Origin of the sequence: Gordonia sp. w5E2, from assembly GCF_036540975.1 — a bacterium.
Classification (GTDB): domain Bacteria; phylum Actinomycetota; class Actinomycetes; order Mycobacteriales; family Mycobacteriaceae; genus Gordonia; species Gordonia jacobaea.
In genome coordinates this window covers 2,208,043-2,227,374 of record NZ_CP144213.1, presented here as the reverse complement: position 1 = coordinate 2,227,374, position 19,332 = coordinate 2,208,043, and the positions used below count along the sequence as shown (strand labels likewise).

Annotated in this window: 21 protein-coding genes, 4 tRNA genes and 1 riboswitch; of the genes, 16 read left to right on the top strand and 9 right to left on the bottom strand. The window is 65.6% G+C overall.

Features of this window, described 5'->3' with window-relative positions; all coding sequences use genetic code 11:
- Positions 1-68 precede the first annotated feature (68 nt).
- The 3 genes from RND64_RS10190 to RND64_RS10180 are packed head-to-tail and all read right to left on the bottom strand — an operon-like array spanning position 69 to position 3,408.
- Positions 69-503, bottom strand: coding sequence for a TIGR02611 family protein (locus tag RND64_RS10190; protein ID WP_049697231.1), 435 nt, complete (start codon positions 501-503; stop codon positions 69-71).
- On the bottom strand, positions 421-1,941 hold the full coding sequence (locus RND64_RS10185) for a glycosyltransferase 87 family protein (protein ID WP_049697230.1): 1,521 nt from the start codon (positions 1,939-1,941) through the stop codon (positions 421-423). Before RND64_RS10185 ends, RND64_RS10190 begins: the two co-directional genes overlap by 83 nt.
- A 30-nt stretch (positions 1,942-1,971) precedes the next feature.
- Entirely contained in the window at positions 1,972-3,408 is a 1,437-nt protein-coding gene (locus RND64_RS10180) for a carboxylesterase/lipase family protein (protein WP_049697229.1), read from the bottom strand.
- Between the two features lie 239 nt (positions 3,409-3,647).
- Between RND64_RS10180 and RND64_RS10175 the strand changes: the two genes are divergently transcribed.
- From RND64_RS10175 to RND64_RS10150, 6 genes are all read left to right on the top strand, one after another.
- Positions 3,648-4,253 (top strand): recombinase family protein, encoded by a 606-nt coding sequence (locus RND64_RS10175; RefSeq protein WP_049697228.1) that lies wholly within the window; start codon positions 3,648-3,650, stop codon positions 4,251-4,253.
- A complete protein-coding gene (locus RND64_RS10170) occupies positions 4,250-4,516 on the top strand; it encodes a hypothetical protein (RefSeq protein ID WP_049697227.1) in 267 nt (88 codons plus the stop codon). Before RND64_RS10175 ends, RND64_RS10170 begins: the two co-directional genes overlap by 4 nt.
- Before the next feature lie 74 nt (positions 4,517-4,590).
- On the top strand, positions 4,591-5,154 hold the full coding sequence (locus tag RND64_RS10165; RefSeq protein WP_005206064.1) for an NADPH-dependent FMN reductase: 564 nt from the start codon (positions 4,591-4,593) through the stop codon (positions 5,152-5,154).
- Between the two features lie 116 nt (positions 5,155-5,270).
- Positions 5,271-5,864 carry a DinB family protein gene (locus RND64_RS10160; RefSeq protein ID WP_049697226.1) on the top strand — a complete coding sequence of 198 codons (594 nt, stop codon included), beginning with the start codon at positions 5,271-5,273 and terminating at the stop codon, positions 5,862-5,864.
- A gap of 279 nt (positions 5,865-6,143) precedes the next feature.
- Positions 6,144-6,797, top strand: a complete 654-nt coding sequence (locus RND64_RS10155) for a 2OG-Fe(II) oxygenase (RefSeq protein ID WP_049697497.1) — start codon at positions 6,144-6,146, stop codon at positions 6,795-6,797.
- An 8-nt stretch (positions 6,798-6,805) separates the two neighbouring features.
- A complete protein-coding gene (locus tag RND64_RS10150) occupies positions 6,806-7,066 on the top strand; it encodes an Ada metal-binding domain-containing protein (RefSeq protein WP_049697496.1) in 261 nt (86 codons plus the stop codon).
- An 85-nt stretch (positions 7,067-7,151) separates the two neighbouring features.
- Here the strand turns inward: RND64_RS10150 and RND64_RS10145 are convergent.
- Positions 7,152-7,223 (bottom strand) — tRNA-Val (locus tag RND64_RS10145).
- Positions 7,224-7,457: 234 nt separating this feature from the next.
- On the opposite strand from RND64_RS10145, the gene RND64_RS10140 reads away from it, so the two are divergent.
- From RND64_RS10140 to RND64_RS10115, 6 genes are all read left to right on the top strand, one after another.
- Positions 7,458-7,530: transfer RNA gene (locus RND64_RS10140), tRNA-Gly, on the top strand.
- Between the two features lie 22 nt (positions 7,531-7,552).
- A tRNA-Cys gene (locus RND64_RS10135) sits at positions 7,553-7,626 on the top strand.
- A 19-nt stretch (positions 7,627-7,645) separates the two neighbouring features.
- Positions 7,646-7,720: transfer RNA gene (locus RND64_RS10130), tRNA-Val, on the top strand.
- A gap of 147 nt (positions 7,721-7,867) precedes the next feature.
- Positions 7,868-7,964, top strand: a riboswitch (TPP riboswitch).
- The gene (locus RND64_RS10125; RefSeq protein ID WP_331436614.1) at positions 7,958-8,731 is read left to right on the top strand and encodes a 3-oxoacyl-ACP reductase; all 774 of its coding nucleotides are present in this window, start codon (positions 7,958-7,960) and stop codon (positions 8,729-8,731) included. It overlaps the preceding riboswitch by 7 nt.
- A 23-nt stretch (positions 8,732-8,754) precedes the next feature.
- Positions 8,755-8,964: a hypothetical protein gene (locus RND64_RS10120; RefSeq protein WP_049697224.1), complete on the top strand. Its 210-nt coding sequence runs from the start codon at positions 8,755-8,757 to the stop codon at positions 8,962-8,964.
- A gap of 203 nt (positions 8,965-9,167) precedes the next feature.
- Positions 9,168-9,752 carry a GNAT family N-acetyltransferase gene (locus tag RND64_RS10115; protein ID WP_331436663.1) on the top strand — a complete coding sequence of 195 codons (585 nt, stop codon included), beginning with the start codon at positions 9,168-9,170 and terminating at the stop codon, positions 9,750-9,752.
- Positions 9,753-9,791: 39 nt separating this feature from the next.
- Here the strand turns inward: RND64_RS10115 and RND64_RS10110 are convergent, their stop codons facing one another.
- Both RND64_RS10110 and zapE read right to left on the bottom strand, forming a co-directional pair.
- Positions 9,792-10,769, bottom strand: a complete 978-nt coding sequence (locus tag RND64_RS10110) for an alpha/beta hydrolase (RefSeq protein ID WP_049697494.1) — start codon at positions 10,767-10,769, stop codon at positions 9,792-9,794.
- Between the two features lie 168 nt (positions 10,770-10,937).
- Entirely contained in the window at positions 10,938-11,954 is a 1,017-nt protein-coding gene (gene zapE / locus RND64_RS10105; RefSeq protein WP_005201904.1) for a cell division protein ZapE, read from the bottom strand.
- Between the two features lie 35 nt (positions 11,955-11,989).
- Here zapE and RND64_RS10100 point away from each other — a divergent pair, with 35 nt between their 5' ends.
- From RND64_RS10100 to msrB, 4 genes are all read left to right on the top strand, one after another.
- Positions 11,990-12,742, top strand: a complete 753-nt coding sequence (locus RND64_RS10100) for a pyrimidine reductase family protein (RefSeq protein WP_270482675.1) — start codon at positions 11,990-11,992, stop codon at positions 12,740-12,742.
- Positions 12,743-12,756: 14 nt separating this feature from the next.
- On the top strand, positions 12,757-14,370 hold the full coding sequence (locus RND64_RS10095; protein ID WP_270482673.1) for an alpha/beta hydrolase: 1,614 nt from the start codon (positions 12,757-12,759) through the stop codon (positions 14,368-14,370).
- An 89-nt stretch (positions 14,371-14,459) separates the two neighbouring features.
- A complete protein-coding gene (locus tag RND64_RS10090) occupies positions 14,460-15,731 on the top strand; it encodes a glycosyltransferase family 87 protein (RefSeq protein WP_270482671.1) in 1,272 nt (423 codons plus the stop codon).
- Between the two features lie 43 nt (positions 15,732-15,774).
- Positions 15,775-16,221: a peptide-methionine (R)-S-oxide reductase MsrB gene (gene msrB, locus RND64_RS10085; RefSeq protein ID WP_270482668.1), complete on the top strand. Its 447-nt coding sequence runs from the start codon at positions 15,775-15,777 to the stop codon at positions 16,219-16,221.
- Positions 16,222-16,234: 13 nt separating this feature from the next.
- On the opposite strand, the gene RND64_RS10080 is transcribed toward msrB, so the two are convergent.
- The 3 genes from RND64_RS10080 to hemG all read right to left on the bottom strand — a co-directional run bounded on the left by RND64_RS10080 (position 16,235) and on the right by hemG (position 19,315).
- The gene (locus RND64_RS10080) at positions 16,235-16,921 is read right to left on the bottom strand and encodes a haloacid dehalogenase type II (protein ID WP_270482666.1); all 687 of its coding nucleotides are present in this window, start codon (positions 16,919-16,921) and stop codon (positions 16,235-16,237) included.
- Positions 16,922-16,941: 20 nt separating this feature from the next.
- Positions 16,942-17,637 carry a hydrogen peroxide-dependent heme synthase gene (gene hemQ, locus RND64_RS10075; protein WP_270482663.1) on the bottom strand — a complete coding sequence of 232 codons (696 nt, stop codon included), beginning with the start codon at positions 17,635-17,637 and terminating at the stop codon, positions 16,942-16,944.
- Positions 17,638-17,899: 262 nt separating this feature from the next.
- Positions 17,900-19,315 carry a protoporphyrinogen oxidase gene (hemG, locus tag RND64_RS10070; protein WP_331436613.1) on the bottom strand — a complete coding sequence of 472 codons (1,416 nt, stop codon included), beginning with the start codon at positions 19,313-19,315 and terminating at the stop codon, positions 17,900-17,902.
- Between the last annotated feature and the right edge of the window lie 17 nt (positions 19,316-19,332).

Below are 19,332 nucleotides of genomic sequence, written 5' to 3'. Positions count from 1 at the left end.
TTTCGGTGTTCGTGCACGTCGATCGTATCTGCGGGCGCCCCGTCGGCCACCACCGCGGCCGGGATGTCTCACAGGATCGGGCTCGTCAGCCACGCCGCGTCGAGGTTCACCCAGTTCGCGGCCGTTCCCAGGACACCCAGGACCCACAGCGAGGCCAGCACGACGACGAAGGTGACAACACCAAAAGCACCCTGCACCGACCAGTGGCGCTGCTTCATCCACTCGAGCCAGGCGTCGTACTTGCTGCGCGCGAAGCGCAGTAACCGTTGGGCCCACGAGAATTCAGACGCGAGGATTCCGAGTCCGAGGAACACGATCAGCCAGCCCGGGCCGGGGTATGGGATCGCGACGATTCCGCCGGCGAGCACCAGCGCACCGACGACGCCGACAACGATCCGATAGGTGAGGTTCAGACGCGCGTCACGCCGGATGACGTACCTGCGTTGACGACTCCAGATGCGTATTCGTTGCCACCTCGGCACGCAGTACTCCACTCTCCGCATGTGCTGTGTCCGGCGCCGAGGGGTCCGCGGCGCCGGACGATTCGATATCTCCAGAGTACGTATCCGGCTGCGTCACCTCCTCGGACGCCTCGACGCGCCGCTGCCGGAACTCGGCTACCAACGTGACGATGATCGTGAGCAACAGGATCAGTGGATAGCACCCGGCGTACAAGATGACGGCGATGCGATCCAACACCCCCGGGTCGGGATATCGCGGCATCATGAACAGTCCGATCGCGATGATGTGATCGGCTCCGTAGCGACTGCCACTGCCCCAGTAGTTCCACCAGTACGAGAACGAGAGCGCACACACGGTCAGCGGGGCCAACCACCGCCACCAGTACCTTCGCCCGCCGATGCTGCCCCGGTACGCGAAGTCGAATGCGACGACCAGCAGTGGCACCACCCACACCCAGTGATGACCCCACGAGAACGGCGACACCGTCGCTGCCGTCATGCCGGCGGTGGTGACCGACAGCAGTCTCCGTCCACGCCGATACGACACGACCGCCGCCCAGAGACCCAGGATCGCCGCGACGAGCGCAACGGGCATCCACAACCAATCGGGGGCCGAAAACAGTGGCCCGACCGGCGCGGGTTGCGAGAACCGCCGGACGTCGAAATACGCCAGCATCTGAGAGATGAAGCCGTTGATCGACTGGTTCGCGGGTGAATCCACGCGCCCGATCCGTGACTCGCCGGTGACATAGGTCGTCCAGTACTGCCGCGCATCGGACCCTATGACCAGAAAACCGATCGCGACCGTGATGGCGAACCCCACGAGTGCCATGACCGCAGCCCGCCACCGGCGCAGCACGAGCAGATACACGACGAAGAACGCGGGCGTCAGCTTCAGTCCCGCCGCGATGCCGACGCCGAGACCACGCAGTCTTGATCGGGGATGGAGCAGATCGAGAAAGACCAGGTCGAGCAGGATGATGAACATCAGGAAGACGTTGATCTGACCGAGCCAGATCGTCGTGCGGACGGGTTCGAGCACCGTGACACAGATCCCTCCGCTCACGGCGAAGACGGCAAGATTTCTGTCGGCCTTGTAGCCGAGTGTGCGCATTCCGAGGAATACCGTCGCGACGAGCGCGAAAAATATCGCGGCCCACCACACGATCTTCGCCACCACCGCGCTCATCAGCGCGAAGACGGTGAATACCACCGCGGAGAACGGCGGGTAGGTGAAGCTCAGACGACCCCAGACCGGATATTCGTAGAGTGGTCGGCCGTCGAGCACGGCTCGTCCGCCTGCCCGGTAGACGTAGAGATCGGTGGCGTTGTCGAACAGCCCGTTGAACTGCGCGCCGATCGGGATCACGAAGATGTGCCAGATCACCGCGAGGATGGCGAGTACCGCGACCGCGAGCACCGGCTTGAACCCGATTACCAGCGGTGACGGTCGCTGATCGACGGAGGTGCTCGCAGACATGCACACACCGTAGCCAAGACTTATCGCAGGTCAGAAACCGAATCGCCGAAAGTGTCGATTGTCTGATTCCGAACCTGTCGACGACCAGCCGGGATCGCCCGTCGTCGCGAAGTCGACCCACGCTCGATGCATCTCGTCGGCGATCTGCTGGTCGGGTTCGGGACCGACGAGGGCGTGCGCCTGGTCGAGGTGATCGAACACGAACGGAATCTCTACGGCGTGACCAGCCCTGATACCTGCTCTCGGGCTGCGATACCCGAACTCGTAGAGGTGCGTCGAGCCCGATGGACGCGACGCGGCGAGCGCAGTCGTCGGACCGGAGAACGCGCGCGCGGTGAGTGCCTGCGCGAGCGCGTCACCTGGACTGTCTCCGGCGTCGAGTCGGGCGCGGAGGTGCTCGATGCCATTCGGCTGGCGACCGAGCACCGCTGCGGCGGCCTGCTCGGTGACCGCGTCGGCCCCACCCGACGCGACGAGGAAGAAGCGGAACTCGTCGGCATTCCATCCGGCCAGCAGGGGTATGTCGGCGCCGGCACCCGACGCGATCGCCTCATGCGGCACGGAAGTGAGGACGTCACCGTCGACGATCGGGAACTGGCTCATGATGCCCATCCCCTGGGCCACCGTCGACTCACCCCACACTGCGGGGTCCGGGTTCACCATGCACTCGAGTGCCAACTGCGACTGAGCCGCGAGCAACGCGGCGGGATCGACGTCGGCAAGTGACTGCGCGTCGGCTTCGACACCGAGGATTTCGGACAGCCGCGCGGTGACCAGACGGGCATCGTCGATCTGCGCGGCCACCGACCCGTTGCCGCTCTGCATGATCGCTCGCCGGAACAGGCCGCGCGCCAGCGGTGACGCCAGTAGTGACGCCACGCTCATGGCTCCCGCCGATTCGCCGAAGATCGTCACGTTGCCGGGATCGCCGCCGAAGCTCGCGATGTTCGCCTGCACCCACTCGAGAGCCGCGATCTGATCGCGCAATCCCCTGTTCTCGACGCCGCCGCTCACCGACGCGAAACCCGCTGTGCCGAGCCGATAATTGATGCCGACGCAGACCACGCCGTCGCGGGCGAAGGTGTCGCCCGCATACATGGCCAACCGGTTGGAACCGCGGGTGAACGCACCGCCGTGAATCCACACCATCACCGGTAAGCCACCCGCGCCGTGATCCGGGGTCCACACGTTGACCGTGAGGTAGTCGTCGCCGAGAGCGATCACGTTGTCGAGCAGTGCGGCAATCGGCGCCGGGTATGGGACCTGCGGTGCGGTCGGCCCGTACTCGGTGGCTGTGCGCACCCCGTCCCAGGCGTCGACCGGCCGTGGCGAGTCGAACGCCGCGAGCCCGACAGGAGGCGCCGCGTAGGGGATGCCGAGGAAGGCCGTCACGTCGTCGGTTCTGCGACCCGAGACCCGCCCAGAGGTGGTCGCGACGACGGGGGTCTCGAGGTGTGTTCGCGTCATGCTCGCGGACAGTACGCCGCGACGACGCCGGGTGGACCCGATCCGGAAGATATCTCGAATAGTCGTCTCGTAATCTGATCTTGTGTCTCATAAGTCCCGTACTGGCGCGCCTTCCGTGACTCCGATACGTTTCTCGTGAATGCCTTCAGCTCGAGCCAGTCTCGCGCGCTGGTTGGCCAGTCTCGAAACGCCGTCGCCTAATCTCATTTTGCGTCGAGTTTTGCGATAGGTTGTTGGACATGACAGAGCCCCCTCCGTCGTCCGCGCAGCACATGCTGCTCGGATACGCGCGTGCGAGTGCTGCGGCGCCGGCCCTCGACGAACAGGTCGACACCCTTGTCTCGCACGGCGTCGCTCAGCGTCGGATCTACACGGACGACACCGACGCGGGAGTCCTTGCGGCACAACGACCTGGCTTCGACGCCCTTGTCGACTACGCCCGCCCGGGCGACGTGTTGATCGTTGTGAGCATGGACCTGTTGGGACGCTCCGCCGACGAAGTCCTGGCGACCATCCGCACGCTCACCGAACACGACGTGGGGATACAAGCCCTCCGCGAGGGTCTGAGCACGCACGACGACGCCGGTTCGACGCTGGTCGGCGTTCTCGCGTCGCTCGCAGTCGCCAACGACGAGATGAGCGCCGTCGGGCGTCGAGCGCGCGGCCCCGGCGATCGTCATCGAACCGGGCACCTCGGGCGGCCACGAGCGCTGACCGACGAGCAGGTCGAACTCGCACGACGCCTTCGCGACAACGGCGATTCCGTCCCGACAATTGCCGCCGTACTCGGCGTCAGTCGCGCCACCCTGTACCGCACACTCGCAGAAAAGAGAGCCACCAGATGACCAGCGGCCGAATCGTGGCGTTTCCGTCGTCGACGCCCCCGACGACGCATCAGTCGTCGCTCGCCGACGACACAGTCGACGAGGACGCGTTCCAACGCGGATTCGACGATGCGACAACGTATCTCGCCACCATGCCGGACACCTGGGCACGTCACCACGCGTCGTCGGCGCTCGCTTCAGGCGACATTCCCGACATCACGCAGAGCTACGAACGCGGGTACCGCGCCGCGCTGTACGGCTTCGTGAGGCGGGTCCGCCGCTGACTGTCGGGTGCACGTCCTGACTACCATCGATGGCGCAGACACCGCTTGCACATCCAACAGAGATAGAGACTCTTATGACCAGACTCATGATCATTCTCGGAAGTGTCCGCGAAGGCCGGATCGGCGGCCCCATCGCCGAATGGGTCAAGGCAGCAGCCGATGCCGACGACCGTTACGACGTCGACTTCGTCGACCTCGCAGAGCTCAATCTTCCGTTCATGGACGAGCCGAACCATCCGCGACTCAAGAACTACGTGAAGGACCACACCAAGGCGTGGAGCGCTCGCGTCGAGGCAGCGGACGGGTTCATCTTCGTCTTCCCCGAGTACAACTACAGCTACTCCCCCGCCATCAAGAACGCGCTCGACTACCTCCACAGCGAGTGGGATCGCAAACCAGTCGGCTTCGTCAACTGGGGCGGCAACTCGGCCGGAACACGCGCCCAGGTCGCGCTGCGGGTCGTCGTGTCAGCACTCGGGCTCGTCATGACCAAGGGCAACGTCGAGATCAACTTCCCGCAGAAGCAACTGACCGACGACGGCATCTTCGAGCCGAACGAGCAGCAAAGCGCCGTGGTCAAGGCTCAGCTCGACGAGATCGTGAAGCTGTCAGAAGCCTTGGCACCGCTTCGCGGATGACGAGCGTTGGCACCGCTTCGGAGCTGACAGTCACTATTTCATTGCGGACCGAAACCGACCGCAATCGCTGAGAGGCTCTGATCAGAAGTCACACCACCTCTGATCGGAGCATCTCGATGTATTCACCGCAGCGCGACAACGAAGCGACCGGTATCGCCAACTACGTGGATCAGCAGCTCGACGCGATCCGCGCCGCGGCATTCGGCCTCACGGAGGCGCAGCTGCGCGAAACCCCTTGTCGGAGCGAGCTTTCCATCGGCGGCCTGATCAAGCACACTCTCGACGGCATGCGTGGGGCAGTCGAGCGACTCTCCGGTGAAGACGTCACGCCGACGGTCGACGCCGATGGCTTCGCCGACTACCTCGCCGGTTTCGTTGTGGGCGAGGACGAGTCGGTCGACGACCTGCTCAGCGACTTCGACACCACGCGTGCGCAACTGCGTCGACTGATCCTGGCAAGCGACCCGGACGCCGACGCGATTGCGCCGCCCGCGCCGTGGTACGGCCGGCTCGAGCCGCAACCCATCCGGTTGCGTTACTTCCTCATTCACCTCATCGAGGAGTACGCGCGCCATGCTGGACACGCCGACATCATCCGAGAGCAGATCGACGGCATGGCCGTGCCCGCTCTGGTGATGACCCTCGAGGGCGTGCCCGCGAATCAGTTCTTCACGCCCTACGAGCCTGCCGCGGGGACCATCGGAGCATGAAAGGGGTTGTCACGCAGGCGAGGTGCTCGGCAACACCGAGAACCGTGCTGGTGTAAATCTCATCTCACGTTTCAGCCCGCTGTCGCGACTACCCGGTGAGGGCGCAGGACGCGCTTGTTAGTCGACCTGGGAGGACACGTGACCACAGCCGCGGAGAGGCAAGGAAATCGTGGGGCTGACGCCGGCGCACACAGCAGCGTCAGCTCCACGAGGGCGACAGCCGGGGAGGCGTACTCGGAGCGTGTCGAGTCGGCCGACTGGCGAAGCGTCACCGCCGAGGTGAACGAGTACGGCGGTGCGCTTCTCCCCCGGCTACTGACCGCACCCGAAGTCGACGAGCTCCGAGCGCTGTACGACGCCGACGACGTCTTCCGCGCTACGGTCGACATGGGTCGTCACCGCTTCGGGGAGGGCCAGTACAAATACCTGGACACTCCCTACCCGGAGCCGGTCGAGCGTCTGAAACAGGCGCTCTATCCGCGACTGCTGACCATTGCTCGGGATTGGTGGACCAAGCTCGGCCGCGACCCGATCTGGCCGGACACCCTCGACGAATGGCTGGCGATGTGCCACGCAGCGGGCCAGACGAAGTCGACGGCGATCCTGTTGAAGTACGGTGAGCGGGACTGGAACGCGTTGCATCGGGACCTCTACGGCGACCTCGTGTTTCCGTTGCAGGTGGTCATCAATCTCAGCAACCCCGGAGTCGACCACACCGGCGGGGAGTTCCTGCTGCTCGAACAACGCCCACGTGCACAGTCACGGGGAACCGCGTTCCTGCTGCCGCAGGGTCATGGCTACGTGTTCACCACCCGAGACCGTCCCGTCGAGTCGAAGCGCGGGTGGTCGGCAGCTCCGATCCGACACGGAGTCTCGGCCGTCCGCTCCGGCGAACGCATCACCCTCGCCTTGGTCTTTCACGACGCCGCGTAGCTGTGGAGGTGGAGGAGAAGACGTACGTGCTCCTCGGTGCGGATCGGAAGCCACACAGGAGCTCGACACCGGGAAGCCTTGGCGGACACCGACGTAGCCGCATCTACGGCGAGTTGGATTGCACCTCTGCGCTGCGGACGATAGCCCGGGGCGGATACGTGAACAATCGCGTCTTCTTCGCCGACGAAGCGACCGCGATCGCAGCAGGGTTCCGTCCGTGCGCGGTGTGCCTGCCGGAAAAATACCGGGCTTGGAGGCAGGCGCAGTGATCACGGCGCAGGTACTGCCGGTCAGGGAACCCTGTCGGGCACAGTGCTCGGCGTTGAGACAACCCACCGAGCAGCGACATTCTTGTGGTCCCGGCTGGGATCGAACCAGCGACCTTCCCGGTGTGAACGGGACGCTCTTCCACTGAGCCACGGGACCGCGCGCGACGCGCAAAGGCGTCGGTGCACGAGGGCAAAGACTACACGGATCGACGCCGGGAACCCAAATCGCGGCCCAAGGGTGCGTCTTGGTGCCATCGCGACACTCTCCGCCTGCACACTTCCCACTTTCCGAGGCTCTGACCAGGCGATTTGTTAGAAGCGTGTCGGTCGGATAATGTTCTGCATCGCATCGCGAGCAACAAATGGTCCACAAGATCTGCTCGCGAAGCATGCGGATGTAGCGCAGCTGGTAGCGCATCACCTTGCCAAGGTGAGGGTCGCGGGTTCGAATCCCGTCATCCGCTCGGCGCGAGTCGACTCGCATCTGGTGGTGTGGCCGAGTGGTGAGGCAACGGCCTGCAAAGCCGTGTACACGGGTTCGATTCCCGTCGCCACCTCCAAACCACCAATTTCATACCCGCGCGATTAGCTCAGCGGGAGAGCGCTTCCCTGACACGGAAGAGGTCACTGGTTCAATCCCAGTATCGCGCACCATCAGATCCCGCTGTTCGCAGCGGGATCTTTTTGTTCCCCGGCCCCTCGGCGCAGTTGTGTGGGATCCACGGGTACAAAAATGCCCCCGAGGATCCCACGCAACTTTAAGCGGTGCTTGCGTTCGCCACCCGAGTGCGGTCTGATTGCCAGACTGACACGGGGTGCCGACACAAGGTCGGCTGAGATCAGACCCGCAGAACCTGCTCCAGTTAGCACTGGCGAAGGGATGGTCCGAAAATGCCTGCAGCGCTGCCTCTTTCCGAGCACGTCGTACTGATCACCGGCGCGGGCCGCGGACTGGGCGCAACCCTCGCACGCGCCGCGGCGCGTGAGGGTGCGCGCGTGGTCGTCAACTATCGACGCAGCGCCGACGCGGCAGTTGCGCTGGCAGCAGAGTTCGGCGACCGAGCACTCGCCGTCGAAGCCGACGTGACCGACCCCGACGCGGTTCAGACGATGATCGATGCTGCGACAACCCATTTCGGCGCGCCTATCACGGCAGTGGTGAACAACGCCCTTCCCGACTATTCGTTCAACGGCGACGCCCGCTCAACCGCCGACACCATCACCACCGCAGAACTCGACGCGCAGTTTCGCGGAATCGTCGGCGGCGCACTGACAGTCGTACAGGCGGCACTTCCGGGTATGCGGGAAGCCGGTACGGGGCGCATCGTCAACATCGGCACCAACCTCGTGCAGAATCCCGTCGTCCCTTACCACGACTACACAGCCGCCAAGGCCGCACTCCTGGCGCTGACTCGCACGCTGGCCGCCGACCTCGGCCCAGACAACATCACCGTCAACATGGTCTCCGGCGGACTCCTACGCACCACCGACGCGAGCGCAGCGACACCCCCTGAGATCTTCGACGCCATCGCCGCGTCCACTCCCCTGCGGTCGGTCACCACACCAGAGGAATTCGCCGACGCCACACTGTTTTTCCTCTCACCGTGGTCGCGGGCGGTCACCGGACAGAACCTCGTCGTCGACGGCGGCCTCGTCAAGGACTGAACACCGGCAGGCATACTGCGAGCATGAACATCGACTACCGCCCGGGCAGCTTCACCGTCGTCGACTCATCAGGTCGCGAGGCCGCATTCGACGGGGACCAGTACAAGTGGGAGATCACCGACGGCATGCTCATCGTCAACGCCATCACCACCGAGGGTCAGGGCGCGATGCCATACGAAGTGACCGAACTCCGCGAGATCTACGCGGGCTCGTGGCGACTCTCACTGGGGTGAATCCGGAGCTTCGTCGTGCATCTGAGCCCGCCGATCGCCTTCCGACGCTCTCGGCGCGGTCGTAGAATCGTATGCATGACTGCTGATATGACACCCGGCTGCGACAACCCCGACTGCACCTGCGGGCCCGACTGCTCGTGCGGCGCCAACTGCACCTGCGGAAAGAAGTAGCGCAGCCTGTGCCACCACATCCGACCAGCCAGATGGCCGGCGATGCCGCACCCGAACAGCATTCCCACGGTGCCGTGGCCGTCGACGTCGTGGTCGACCCCTCACTCGCAGGCGTCGTCGCCGAGGTAGCTGCCGCAACCTTCCCCCTGGCCTGTCCGCCGCACTCGTCGCCCGACGACATCGCCGGGTTCATCACGACCAACCTGGCCGAAGCGAACTTTGCTGCCTACATCGCCAGCCACGAGAGTGACGTGTTGATCGCACGCACATCCGACGGCACGACGGTGGGCTATTCGCTCGTGCACCACCGGCCACCGACCGACCCCGACGTCGCAGCGGTGGTCGTGGAGACACCGTCGTCCGAGCTGTCGAAGATGTACGTACTCCCCGACCATCACTCACGCGGCCGCACCGACCCGCCTGCACAGTTGCTGATGCGCGCCGCGATCGAGACCGCCCGTGATCGCGGCAGCGTGCTCGTCTGGCTCGGCGTCAACCAGGAAAACGTTCGCGCGCAACGCTTTTACACGAAGATGGGATTCGAGCGTGCCGGGGTCAAGACGTTCGACCTCAACGGCAGCATCGAGCACGACTTCATCCTGACCCGACGCCTTTAGACTGAGCGCTCCGGAACCGAGTCAGCGCGCCGGATCGATTCAGCGCACGGGAACGTCGAGCGCCTTCGCGATGGTCGGCCATGCGCGGTGCAGATCCTGGTTCCAGTAGCCCCAGGAGTGCAGACCCTGCCGGAAGTTGTAGGTGATCTTCACGCCCGCCTGATCGGCCTTCTGCTTGAATGCCGTCGTGCACTCGAGCGCGGCACGCTCGAGTGCGCCACCGACCGGCGAGGCGATCCCAGCGAGGCCCAGCGAGAGGTCAGGAAGTCCGTCGCCCACAGCGACATAGATCGGCTTTCCGCGCAGTGCTGCGATGTGTTCTGCGGGGTCGTGTTCGGTCCACAGCGGGTCGGTGATCGGTCCCCACATGTTGTCCGGGTTGCCGCCGCGCGTCTGTACGGTCGCCGCTGTCGCGCGACGGAAATCCGGCGTCCCCTGATCGAGGCATCCGCTGAATGCCGCGACGCCCGAATACATCTCGGGGTTGCGAACCGCGATCGACATCGCGCCGAGTGCGCCCATCGACAGCCCACCGATCGCGTTCACACCGTTGGTGTCGAAGCGCTTCGCGATCAGCGGCGGGAGTTCCTTGGTCAGGAATGTCTCCCACCGGTTGTTCTTGAGGATGGGGTCGTTCGACCGCCAATCGGTGTAGTACGAGCCCGTGCCTCCGATCGGGAGCACCACATTGACCTGCTTGTCGGCCATGAACTTCTCGATGTCTGTCTGATAGGTCCAGCCACTCTCGGTGTAGTTGGTGTAGACACCGCCGTCGATCCCGTCGAGAAGATACAGAGTCGGACGTGGCGTCGAGCGATCCCGAGGCAACAGCACGCTGACAGTGATCCGCCTCTTCATCGCTGCGGAGTACGTCGTCACCTGAGCGCGCGTGGCGCTCGCCATGCTCACCGCTTCAATGCGCGACGCGTCGGTGGAGCCCAGGGGTTCGGCAGAGGCCGGAGCCGAAATCGCCACTCCCACAAAGAGTGCCGCGACCAACGCAGCAGCCGCCGTCATCACAATCCGCACAATTACCCCCAGGGTCGAGTCATACGAGACGCCGACGCACCCCGCTCATGAGCGCAGATTCCCGTCCCCCGACACCGACTACACTACTGAGGAGTAAGTAAAGCACGACCGACTTCAGTGAACACTCGAACACTGGAAATCGGCTGACAGTCGGTGCTAGCCGATCGCCGTTTCCGACGACCGCGACAGCGCGAGAAGTCGCGACGTCGCACGGAGATACTTCTTGCGGTACCCGCCGGCAAGCATCTCGTCGGTGAAGATCTCGTCGAGCTTCCCACCCGACACCGTCACGGGGATGTCGGCGTCGTAGAGCCGGTCGGCGAGAACGACCAGGCGCAGCGCCACCGATTGATCCTTGGCCGGATGCACGTCACGGATACCGACAAGGGACACACCGTCGACCAGCGCTTTGTACTTCGACGGATGCAACGTACTCAGGTGCTCGCAGAGGGCGTCGAAATCGTCGAGGGTCGCGCCGGGCGTCGACTCTACGAGAGCGACGAGGTCGGCGTCGCTGCGCGGGTCGGGCGCAGGCGGTAGGTCGCGATGGCGATAGTCGGGTCCGTCGACGCGGATGGTGTCGAAGACGGATGCGAGCTTGCGGATCTCCCGCAGGAAGTCCTGTGCCGCGAAGCGCCCCTCACCGAGTTGCCCGGGCAGCGTGTTCGACGTCGCGGCGATCGACACACCCTGCGCGGTGAGTTCGGCGAGCAGTCGCGAGATCAGCATGGTGTCGCCGGGGTCGTCGAGTTCGAACTCGTCGATGCACAGCACCGAGTGGTCGGACAACCGCTCGACGGCCTGCATGAATCCGAGCGCGCCGACGAGGTGCGTCACCTCGACGAACGTCGCGAACGACTTGGGTTCTGGCATCGCGTGGTAGATCGACGCCAACAGGTGCGTCTTGCCGACGCCGAACCCGCCGTCGAGGTAGAGCCCGACGCCCTGCTGTTGCTTGTTGCGGGAGAACAGTCCCTTCTTACCGCCCCTGACCTTGCGTGCGCGCGTCACGAAGTCGCGAGCGGCGTCGACGGCCTGCGACTGCGTAGGCTCGTTCGGGTCGGGGATGTAGGTGTCGAAGCTGACCTCGTCAAAGGTCGGTGGCGGCACCATCTCATCGATAAGAGCGTCGGGAGACACGACCGGATTGCGGTCGACAAGACTGGCCACCATACCGGGAGCCTAGCGATAACCATCGGAGGGACGAGATGCTCTACCTGCAGAAAGCGACCCAGGTCACATTATCTCCCGACGACGACGTCGACGGGATCGCCGATCTGTACGCCTATCCCACCGACCTCGACGGCCCGTGGCTCAGAGCCAACATGATCTCCACGCTGGACGGCGCGGCGTCGTTCCAGGACAAGTCCGGGGGGCTCGGTGGCGCGGGCGACAAAGCCGTCTTCCGGGTCCTTCGTGGATTGTGCGACGTCGTTCTCGTCGGCGCCAGAACAGCGATCGACGAGGGCTACGGCCAACCACAACCCGACGCTTCGTTCGCCGCGCGCCGATCAGCCGCAGGCCAGACCCCCGCTCCTCGGCTCGCCCTGGTCACTCGGTCGCTGACGGTCGACCCCGACTTCGCGCCGCTGAGCGACCCCGCCACCGTCGTCATCACCACATCCCAGGCCGACGCCACCCGTCGCGCTCGCCTGGCCGACGCGGGTGCGACTGTCGTCGATTGCGGTGACGACGCCCTCGATCTCCACCAGGTGACCGACTACCTCACGGCGACCGGCAGCCCACGCATTCTGTGCGAGGGCGGCCCCAGCTTGCTCGGTTCGTTCGTCGACGCCGATCTCGTCGACGAGCTGTGTCTCACTGTCAGCCCCAACCTGGCATCCGGCGACGCCCCACGTATCTCACACAGCGATCGCGACGGCGCGACGCTGCACCATCTGCGGCTCGTGCACCTCCTCACCGACAACGACGGCTACGTCTTCAGCCGGTGGAGCCGTTGACTACGCTCGCCCACATGCGATCTGCGCGAGGCCGACACGGACACCCCCGGCGACCCCGTCACTCCTGGAAAGTGGTGATCGGTGTCGTCTCCGCACTCGTAACGGTGCTCGTCGTGTCGTCATGCGCAGTCGGCCCCGACACCGGACCGGGGTTGGTGCCCGCGGGCGATGGCGGGGGCAACCAGTCTCCGGCGTCGTCGAGTGCCGCGCCACAGATCCCCGCACTGCAGAAGCCGCGCAACGAATTCGATTGGCGCGAGTGCGGCAGCCGGGTCGCGCGGGACTACTCGACGTCTGCGCCGAGTGGCGTGACCATCGAGTGCGCCACTCTGCCCTCGCCGTTAGATCCCGACCGGCCCGGCGACACCATCGAAGTCGCGTTGACGCGCGCCCGGGCAGCCGATACGCCCGCCGACGCTGCGCCTCTGGTGTTGACGTCGGGCTCCGACCTCCCGTCGTCGCGCACACTGCTGCTCCTCGCGGGCGGCGCGGGCAAGAAACTCCTCGCCAGCAATCCGGTGGTCGCAGTCGACAGGCGCGGGATCGAACGCAGCGGGGCACTCGACTGCCTGACGCGCGACGAACGCACGACGATCCGGAACAACGGCCTCGACGGTGGGTCGTCGGATACGTCTGCGCGGCTGACGCGACTCTCCGCCGCAGCGTCGTCCGCGGCCGATGGCTGCACCGAGACGCTGACCCCCAACCAACTACACTTCGGCATCTCCTACGCCGCCTCCGATCTGGAGTCGCTGCGCGAGCGATGGGGAGTCGACAGGCTCGGGCTGATCGGCGTGGGCGAAGGGTCCGATGTGGTCATCGCGTACACCGCCCAATACGGCGGCCGGACCGGGCGCATCATCCTCGACACGCCGACACCCTTCGGTGCGAATGCTCGTGACACCGCTGCCAGCGGGGCGACCGGAGTCCAGGCCGCGTTGCGAACCTTCGCCCAGCGCTGCTCCTCGTTGCCCTCCTGCGCCTTCGGAGCCAACGGAACCCAGACGATGCAGAGCGTGCTCGACAAGGGACGCAACGGTCAGCTGGGCGGCATATCCGACACCGATGCGCTCGCCGCGATCACCACGGCACTCGCACTCGCACCCAACAACCCCGACGGAATCAACTCGGTGGCATCGGCCATCGCCTCCGCCGACCGCGGCGACACCCGCGCACTAGCCGGATTCGCCGACGACGCCGCCTCGTTGCGCGAGTCCGACGGGCAACTCGTCGCAGCCTGCAACGACGTCTCCGGACCGATCGGCCAGAACGAGATCCCCGGCCTCGCAACGACCTGGAGCAAACAGAATCCGCTCACCGGTAACAACTCGGCACTGTCGCTCGGTAGGTGCCTCGGCTGGGCGTCGACGCCCGTGGTCAATCCGCCGAACTCGTACCCGGTCCCGCCGCTGCTGCTCAACGGCACCGGAGACCCGGTCAATGGCGGCAGCGGCATCGCGACGGTCAACACGTTGCTGACCAAGGCGGGCGCAGACTCGGTCAGCGTGACGTGGGAGGGCCTCGGCTACTCGGTGCTCGCCCGCAGCGACTGCGCAGCCGACGCCGTCTCCGATTACGTCAAGCAGGCACCGCTGAGCGGACCGTCAGAACGCGGCTGCCCGACCTGACCGAGTCCTGCCGAACCCATCACAGGATTCCGCCGCAGGCACGGCGGGGCCGACGCGGTGTCGGGCACCACTCGTAGTACGGTTCGCGGGTGGCCTCTCTCGACAGGATTCTCTACCCGCAGATGACGGTGCAGCGGATCATCCCGCTGGTGCTGTGGCCGCTCACGATCATGACGGCGATTCATCGGTCGGTGATTCTCGCCATCAACGGCGACCGGACCGACGACTTCACGCCCGTCTACCAGGCCGCGTTGCGGTTCATGAACAACCAGCCGGTGTACAACGAGAACCTCAACACCGTCGACCCGCACTATCTGTATCCGCCGTCCGGGACGTTGTTGATGGCACCGATCTCGGTGCTCGACCCGCAGACCGCGCGCTGGACCTTCATCGGGGTCAGTGTGCTCGCACTGGTGATCTCGGCACTTCTTCTCACCAAGCTCTTCGGCTACTCACTCAAGTCGTGGGTCTTGCCGACCATCCTGTTCTTCTTCTTCATGACGGAGTCGACGGCCCACACTCTGATCTTCACCAACTTCAATGCTTTTGTGCTGCTCGGCATGTCGGCGTTCATGCTCCTGATGATGAAGCGCCAGGACTGGTGGGCCGGTGTACCGATCGGGCTGACCATCGCCGTCAAACCGGTACTCGCCCCCCTCCTGCTGCTCCCGCTGCTCAACCGCCAGTGGCGCATCCTGGTCACCGGAATCGGCGTCCCGCTGGTCCTGACGATCATCGCGTGGCCGCTGTCCGCGGATCCGGGAGCCTTCATCGACCGAACCCTCCCCTACCTCGGCGAGGCGCGCGACTACTACAACAGCTCGATCGCGGGCAACGGAGCCTACTTCGGTGTGGCGCCGTGGCTGGTCCTCGTTCTTCGCATCGCGTTCGTCCTGATGGCCGTGTTCTCGCTGTGGTTCCTGTACCGCTACTACCGCACGACCAACGAACTGCTGTGGCTGACCACATCGTCGGGCGTGCTGCTGACCACCACGTTCCTCGTGGGCGCGCTCGGTCAGGGCTACTATTCGATGCTGCTGTTCCCGTTGATCATGACCGTCCTGATCCCGGGCTCGACCGTCCGCAACTGGCCGGCGTGGCTCGGGATATACGGCTGCATGACCTTCGACTCGTTCTACTCGCGCGAATGGACGGCCTTCGGCTGGATGCTCGAGTACAACAAGGTCACCTACGGCTGGTCTCTGCTGATGATCGCCGTGTTCTGCTCACTGCTGTTCCGCTATCTCGACGTGCGAGGGCAGGGCGAGGGCTCGCTCCAGCGGCAACCGGAGGTTCCGGCCGCGCAGTCGCCGGCGTCGACGGATTCCGCAGCCGACCGCACCGTCAGCCAACCTCGCTGAGGGGTTGGTGGCACGGCCACAGCGACACTCGTACCGTTGAGTCATGACATCTGAGACCTCTGGAAAGTCGGCATCTGAGAGCCCCGAGCAACTGGCGAACCTCACCGACGACCAATGGCGTGAGCGCCTGACCCCGCAGGAGTTCCACGTGTTGCGGCAGGCGGGCACCGAAGCGCCGTTCGTCGGCGAGTACACCGACACCAAGACCACCGGCGTCTACCGCTGCCGGGCGTGCGGTGCCGAATTGTTCCGCAGCGACCAGAAGTTCGATTCACACTGCGGCTGGCCGTCGTTCTTCTCACCGCTGGCGGGCGACGCGATCATCGAGCGATCCGACGACTCGCTCGGGATGCGACGCACCGAGGTGCTGTGTGCCAACTGCGGCTCGCACCTCGGCCATGTCTTCGCCGGCGAGGGCTACGACACCCCGACCGACCTGCGGTACTGCATCAACTCGATCAGCATGACGTTGGAGCCGGACGAGGGCTAACCGGTCGGGCCGATCAGCAACCGAGTTGATCGGCCAGGTCGTCGAATCCGGTGGCACGGAAGTCGTCGAGCGGATTCGGGGTTTCGTCCTTGTGTACCGGACCCCACTCCCGGGGACGTTCGATATAGGCGGTGCGCAGTCCGCACGCGCGAGCCGCGTCGAGATCCCACGCGTGCGTCGCGACCATCAGGACGTCCGACGGCTCCACCTGCATGAGGCGCGCGATCCCGAGGTAGACCTCCGGCGACGGTTTGTAGTGCCGCCACAGATCGGCGCCGCCCAGGAAGTCCCAGTCGAATCCGTTGTGCTTGGCCATCTCGGCGAGTAGCGCCACGTTGCCGTTGCTCAACGCGGAAACGACGTACTTCGACGTCAGGCGGCGAATCCCGTCCGCGGCGTCGGGCCAGCCCGGAATGACGTGCCAGGCATGGACGGCCGTGTCCAACTGCGTCGAAGTCGCCGTGATGTCGTACGAGTCCCGCAGCAATGCGTCCAATGACTCGCGGTGCAGATCGTCCAGCAGCGTCCACTGCCTGGCACCCGATTCGATCTGCTCCAGCGCCGGCGCGTAGGTGTCTCGCCAGTCGCGCGCGAGCTGCGAGCTGTCAACAGTCGGAAACTGTTCGGCCAGAACGGCACTCACACCCGAATGCCAATCGGTGACGGTGCCGAAAGTGTCGACTGCCAGGACCTTGACCACGTGCCCTCCTTGTTCGGGAATTAAGGCAGCGCGTCGACGAGGTCGACGACCTCGACGCGTGGTCCCGTGAAGAACGGAATCTCCTCGCGCACGTGACGGCGGGCCTCGGTGGCGCGCAGATCGCGCATCAGGTCGACGATCCGGTGCAACTCCGGCGCCTCGAAGGCGAGCAACCACTCGTAGTCTCCGAGCGCGAACGACGCGACCGTGTTGGCCCTGACGTCCTTGTAACCACGAGCAGCCTTGCCGTGTTCCGCGAGGATCGCCCGACGCTCCTCGTCGGGTAGCAGATACCAGTCGTAAGAGCGCACGAACGGGTAGACGCAGATGTACTTTCCGGCTTCTTCACCGGCGAGAAAGGCAGGCACGTGACTCTTGTTGAACTCCGCCGGCCGGTGCAGCGCCGCTGCGCTCCACACCGGATCGCACGCCTGGCCGAGCAGCGTCTCGCGACGGAATCGGCTGTAGGCGGCCTGCAACTGCTCGATGTGCTCGGCGTGCCACCAGATCATGAAGTCGGCATCTGCACGCAGTCCCGACACGTCGTACACGCCGCGCACGACCACGCCCTCGTCCTCCAGCGACTTGAAGAAGTCGGTGGCGTCCGACTTGGCCTGGTCACGGTCGTCGCCGAGCTCGCCAGGGCGCACAGCGAATACCGAGAACATCAGGTAGCGGATCGTCGAGTTCAGGGCGGTGTAGTCGAGGCGGCTCATGAGATCAATGGTGCCACCGGCGCGCGTCCGCGAACCGGGCAGGGTGGTCTCGACTCGGGTGCTCGCTGGCGCTCACGCCCGCTCGACCAGCGGAGTTGGGCAGGGTGGTCTCGACTCGGGTGCTCGCTGGCGCTCGCGCCCGCTCGACCAGCGGGGTTGGGCGCGCTCCGGCTCACGCCGCTCGACCAGCGGAGATGGGCGCGCTACGGCTCGCGCTCGCTCGACCAGCGAAGTTGGGCGCACGTCCGCTCGACCAGCGGGGTTAGGCCTCCAGGTCGCCGAGCAGGCGTTCGACGGCCCTGCCTGCCTGACCGATGCACGCGGGTACCCCGACGCCCCGCACAGCGTTGCCCGCCAGGGCCAGCCCGGACGGCAGCGATCCTTCGACCCTCGCCATCGTCGCGAGATGCCCTGGCGCGTAACGCGGTAGCTCCCACCGCTGCACGAAGGTGTCGACGACGCGTCCCGTCAACGGCTCGATGCCTGCCGCCGCACACACACGATCGAGATCGGCCAGTGCCCAGTCGCGCAGGCGATCGTCGATCCCTGGCTCGACGTCCTCGCCGGGAATCGGCTGCCCGTATCGGCCGAAGGACGCACGCACCGACAACGCCCCGCCGGGCTCGCCGAGATGCGCCCACTTGCGTGAGCTGAGTGTGAAAGCCTTGGCGCGCAGGTCTTCTCCCGTGGCGACGAGCACCCCGGAGTTGTCGGGAAGTGCGGTGTCGGGCGCCAGCGTGATGGACACGACCACCGACCCCGCCCGCTCGACCGCCAGCAACGTCGACGCGGCGTCGGGCACCTCACGGCGGAGCATGTGTCCCGTCATCCACGCCGGCGTCGACAGGACGACGCCGTCGTAGCTCGCGTCGGCACCGGCCGGGCGATCGCCCGTGAACAGTGCCCATCGCGAACCGTCGCGTCGGATATCGGTCACCGCCGTGCAGGGGTGGAAGTCGGGTCGCGCGGCGTCGAGCAGCGCTTCGACAAGGACTCGATACCCGCCGACCAACGTTCCGAAGACCGGCCCGGTCGCGGTCGGGTTGGCCAGCAGGGCGCCGACCGCGGCCGTCAGACTCGGCGCACCCGCGTCCAGCTGTGCCGCCAGAGCCGGAAGCGCTTCGCGCACACCGATATCCGCGGCCAGGCTCGAATACACCCCGCCGAGCATCGGGTCGACGCTGCGCGACACCACCGACGGACCGAACCGGTCGGCGACAAGATCTCCCACCGAGACGTCGGTACCGGGAGCCCATTCCAACCGACGGTCGGGATCGGTACGCATCCGCTCGAGATCTGCCCGATCGACCAGGTCGGCCACCGCGTCGGGCGTTGCGGGAATCCCCATCAGCGCGGGGCGGGGCATGTGGTGCAATCGGCCGGACGCCCACAATGCGGGTCGACGCCCGGTCGGTGACACCACCCGATCAGCCAGGCCGAGCTCGGTGACCAAACCGAGCGCCTCTGGCCGTCGCACGATGAACGCCTCAGCGCCCACATCAACGAGCACCGACCCCCGACCGTCAGCACCGACGTCGACCGTCTTGAGAATTCCGCCCGTCCGCTCCCCCGCTTCGTACAGGTCGATACGTGCGTCGGGACCGAGCTGCTGCCGGAGCCGGAACGCCGCGGTGAGACCCGAGATGCCCGCTCCGACAACGGCGACGTCGATGGTCATGTCCTCACCTCGTGAGC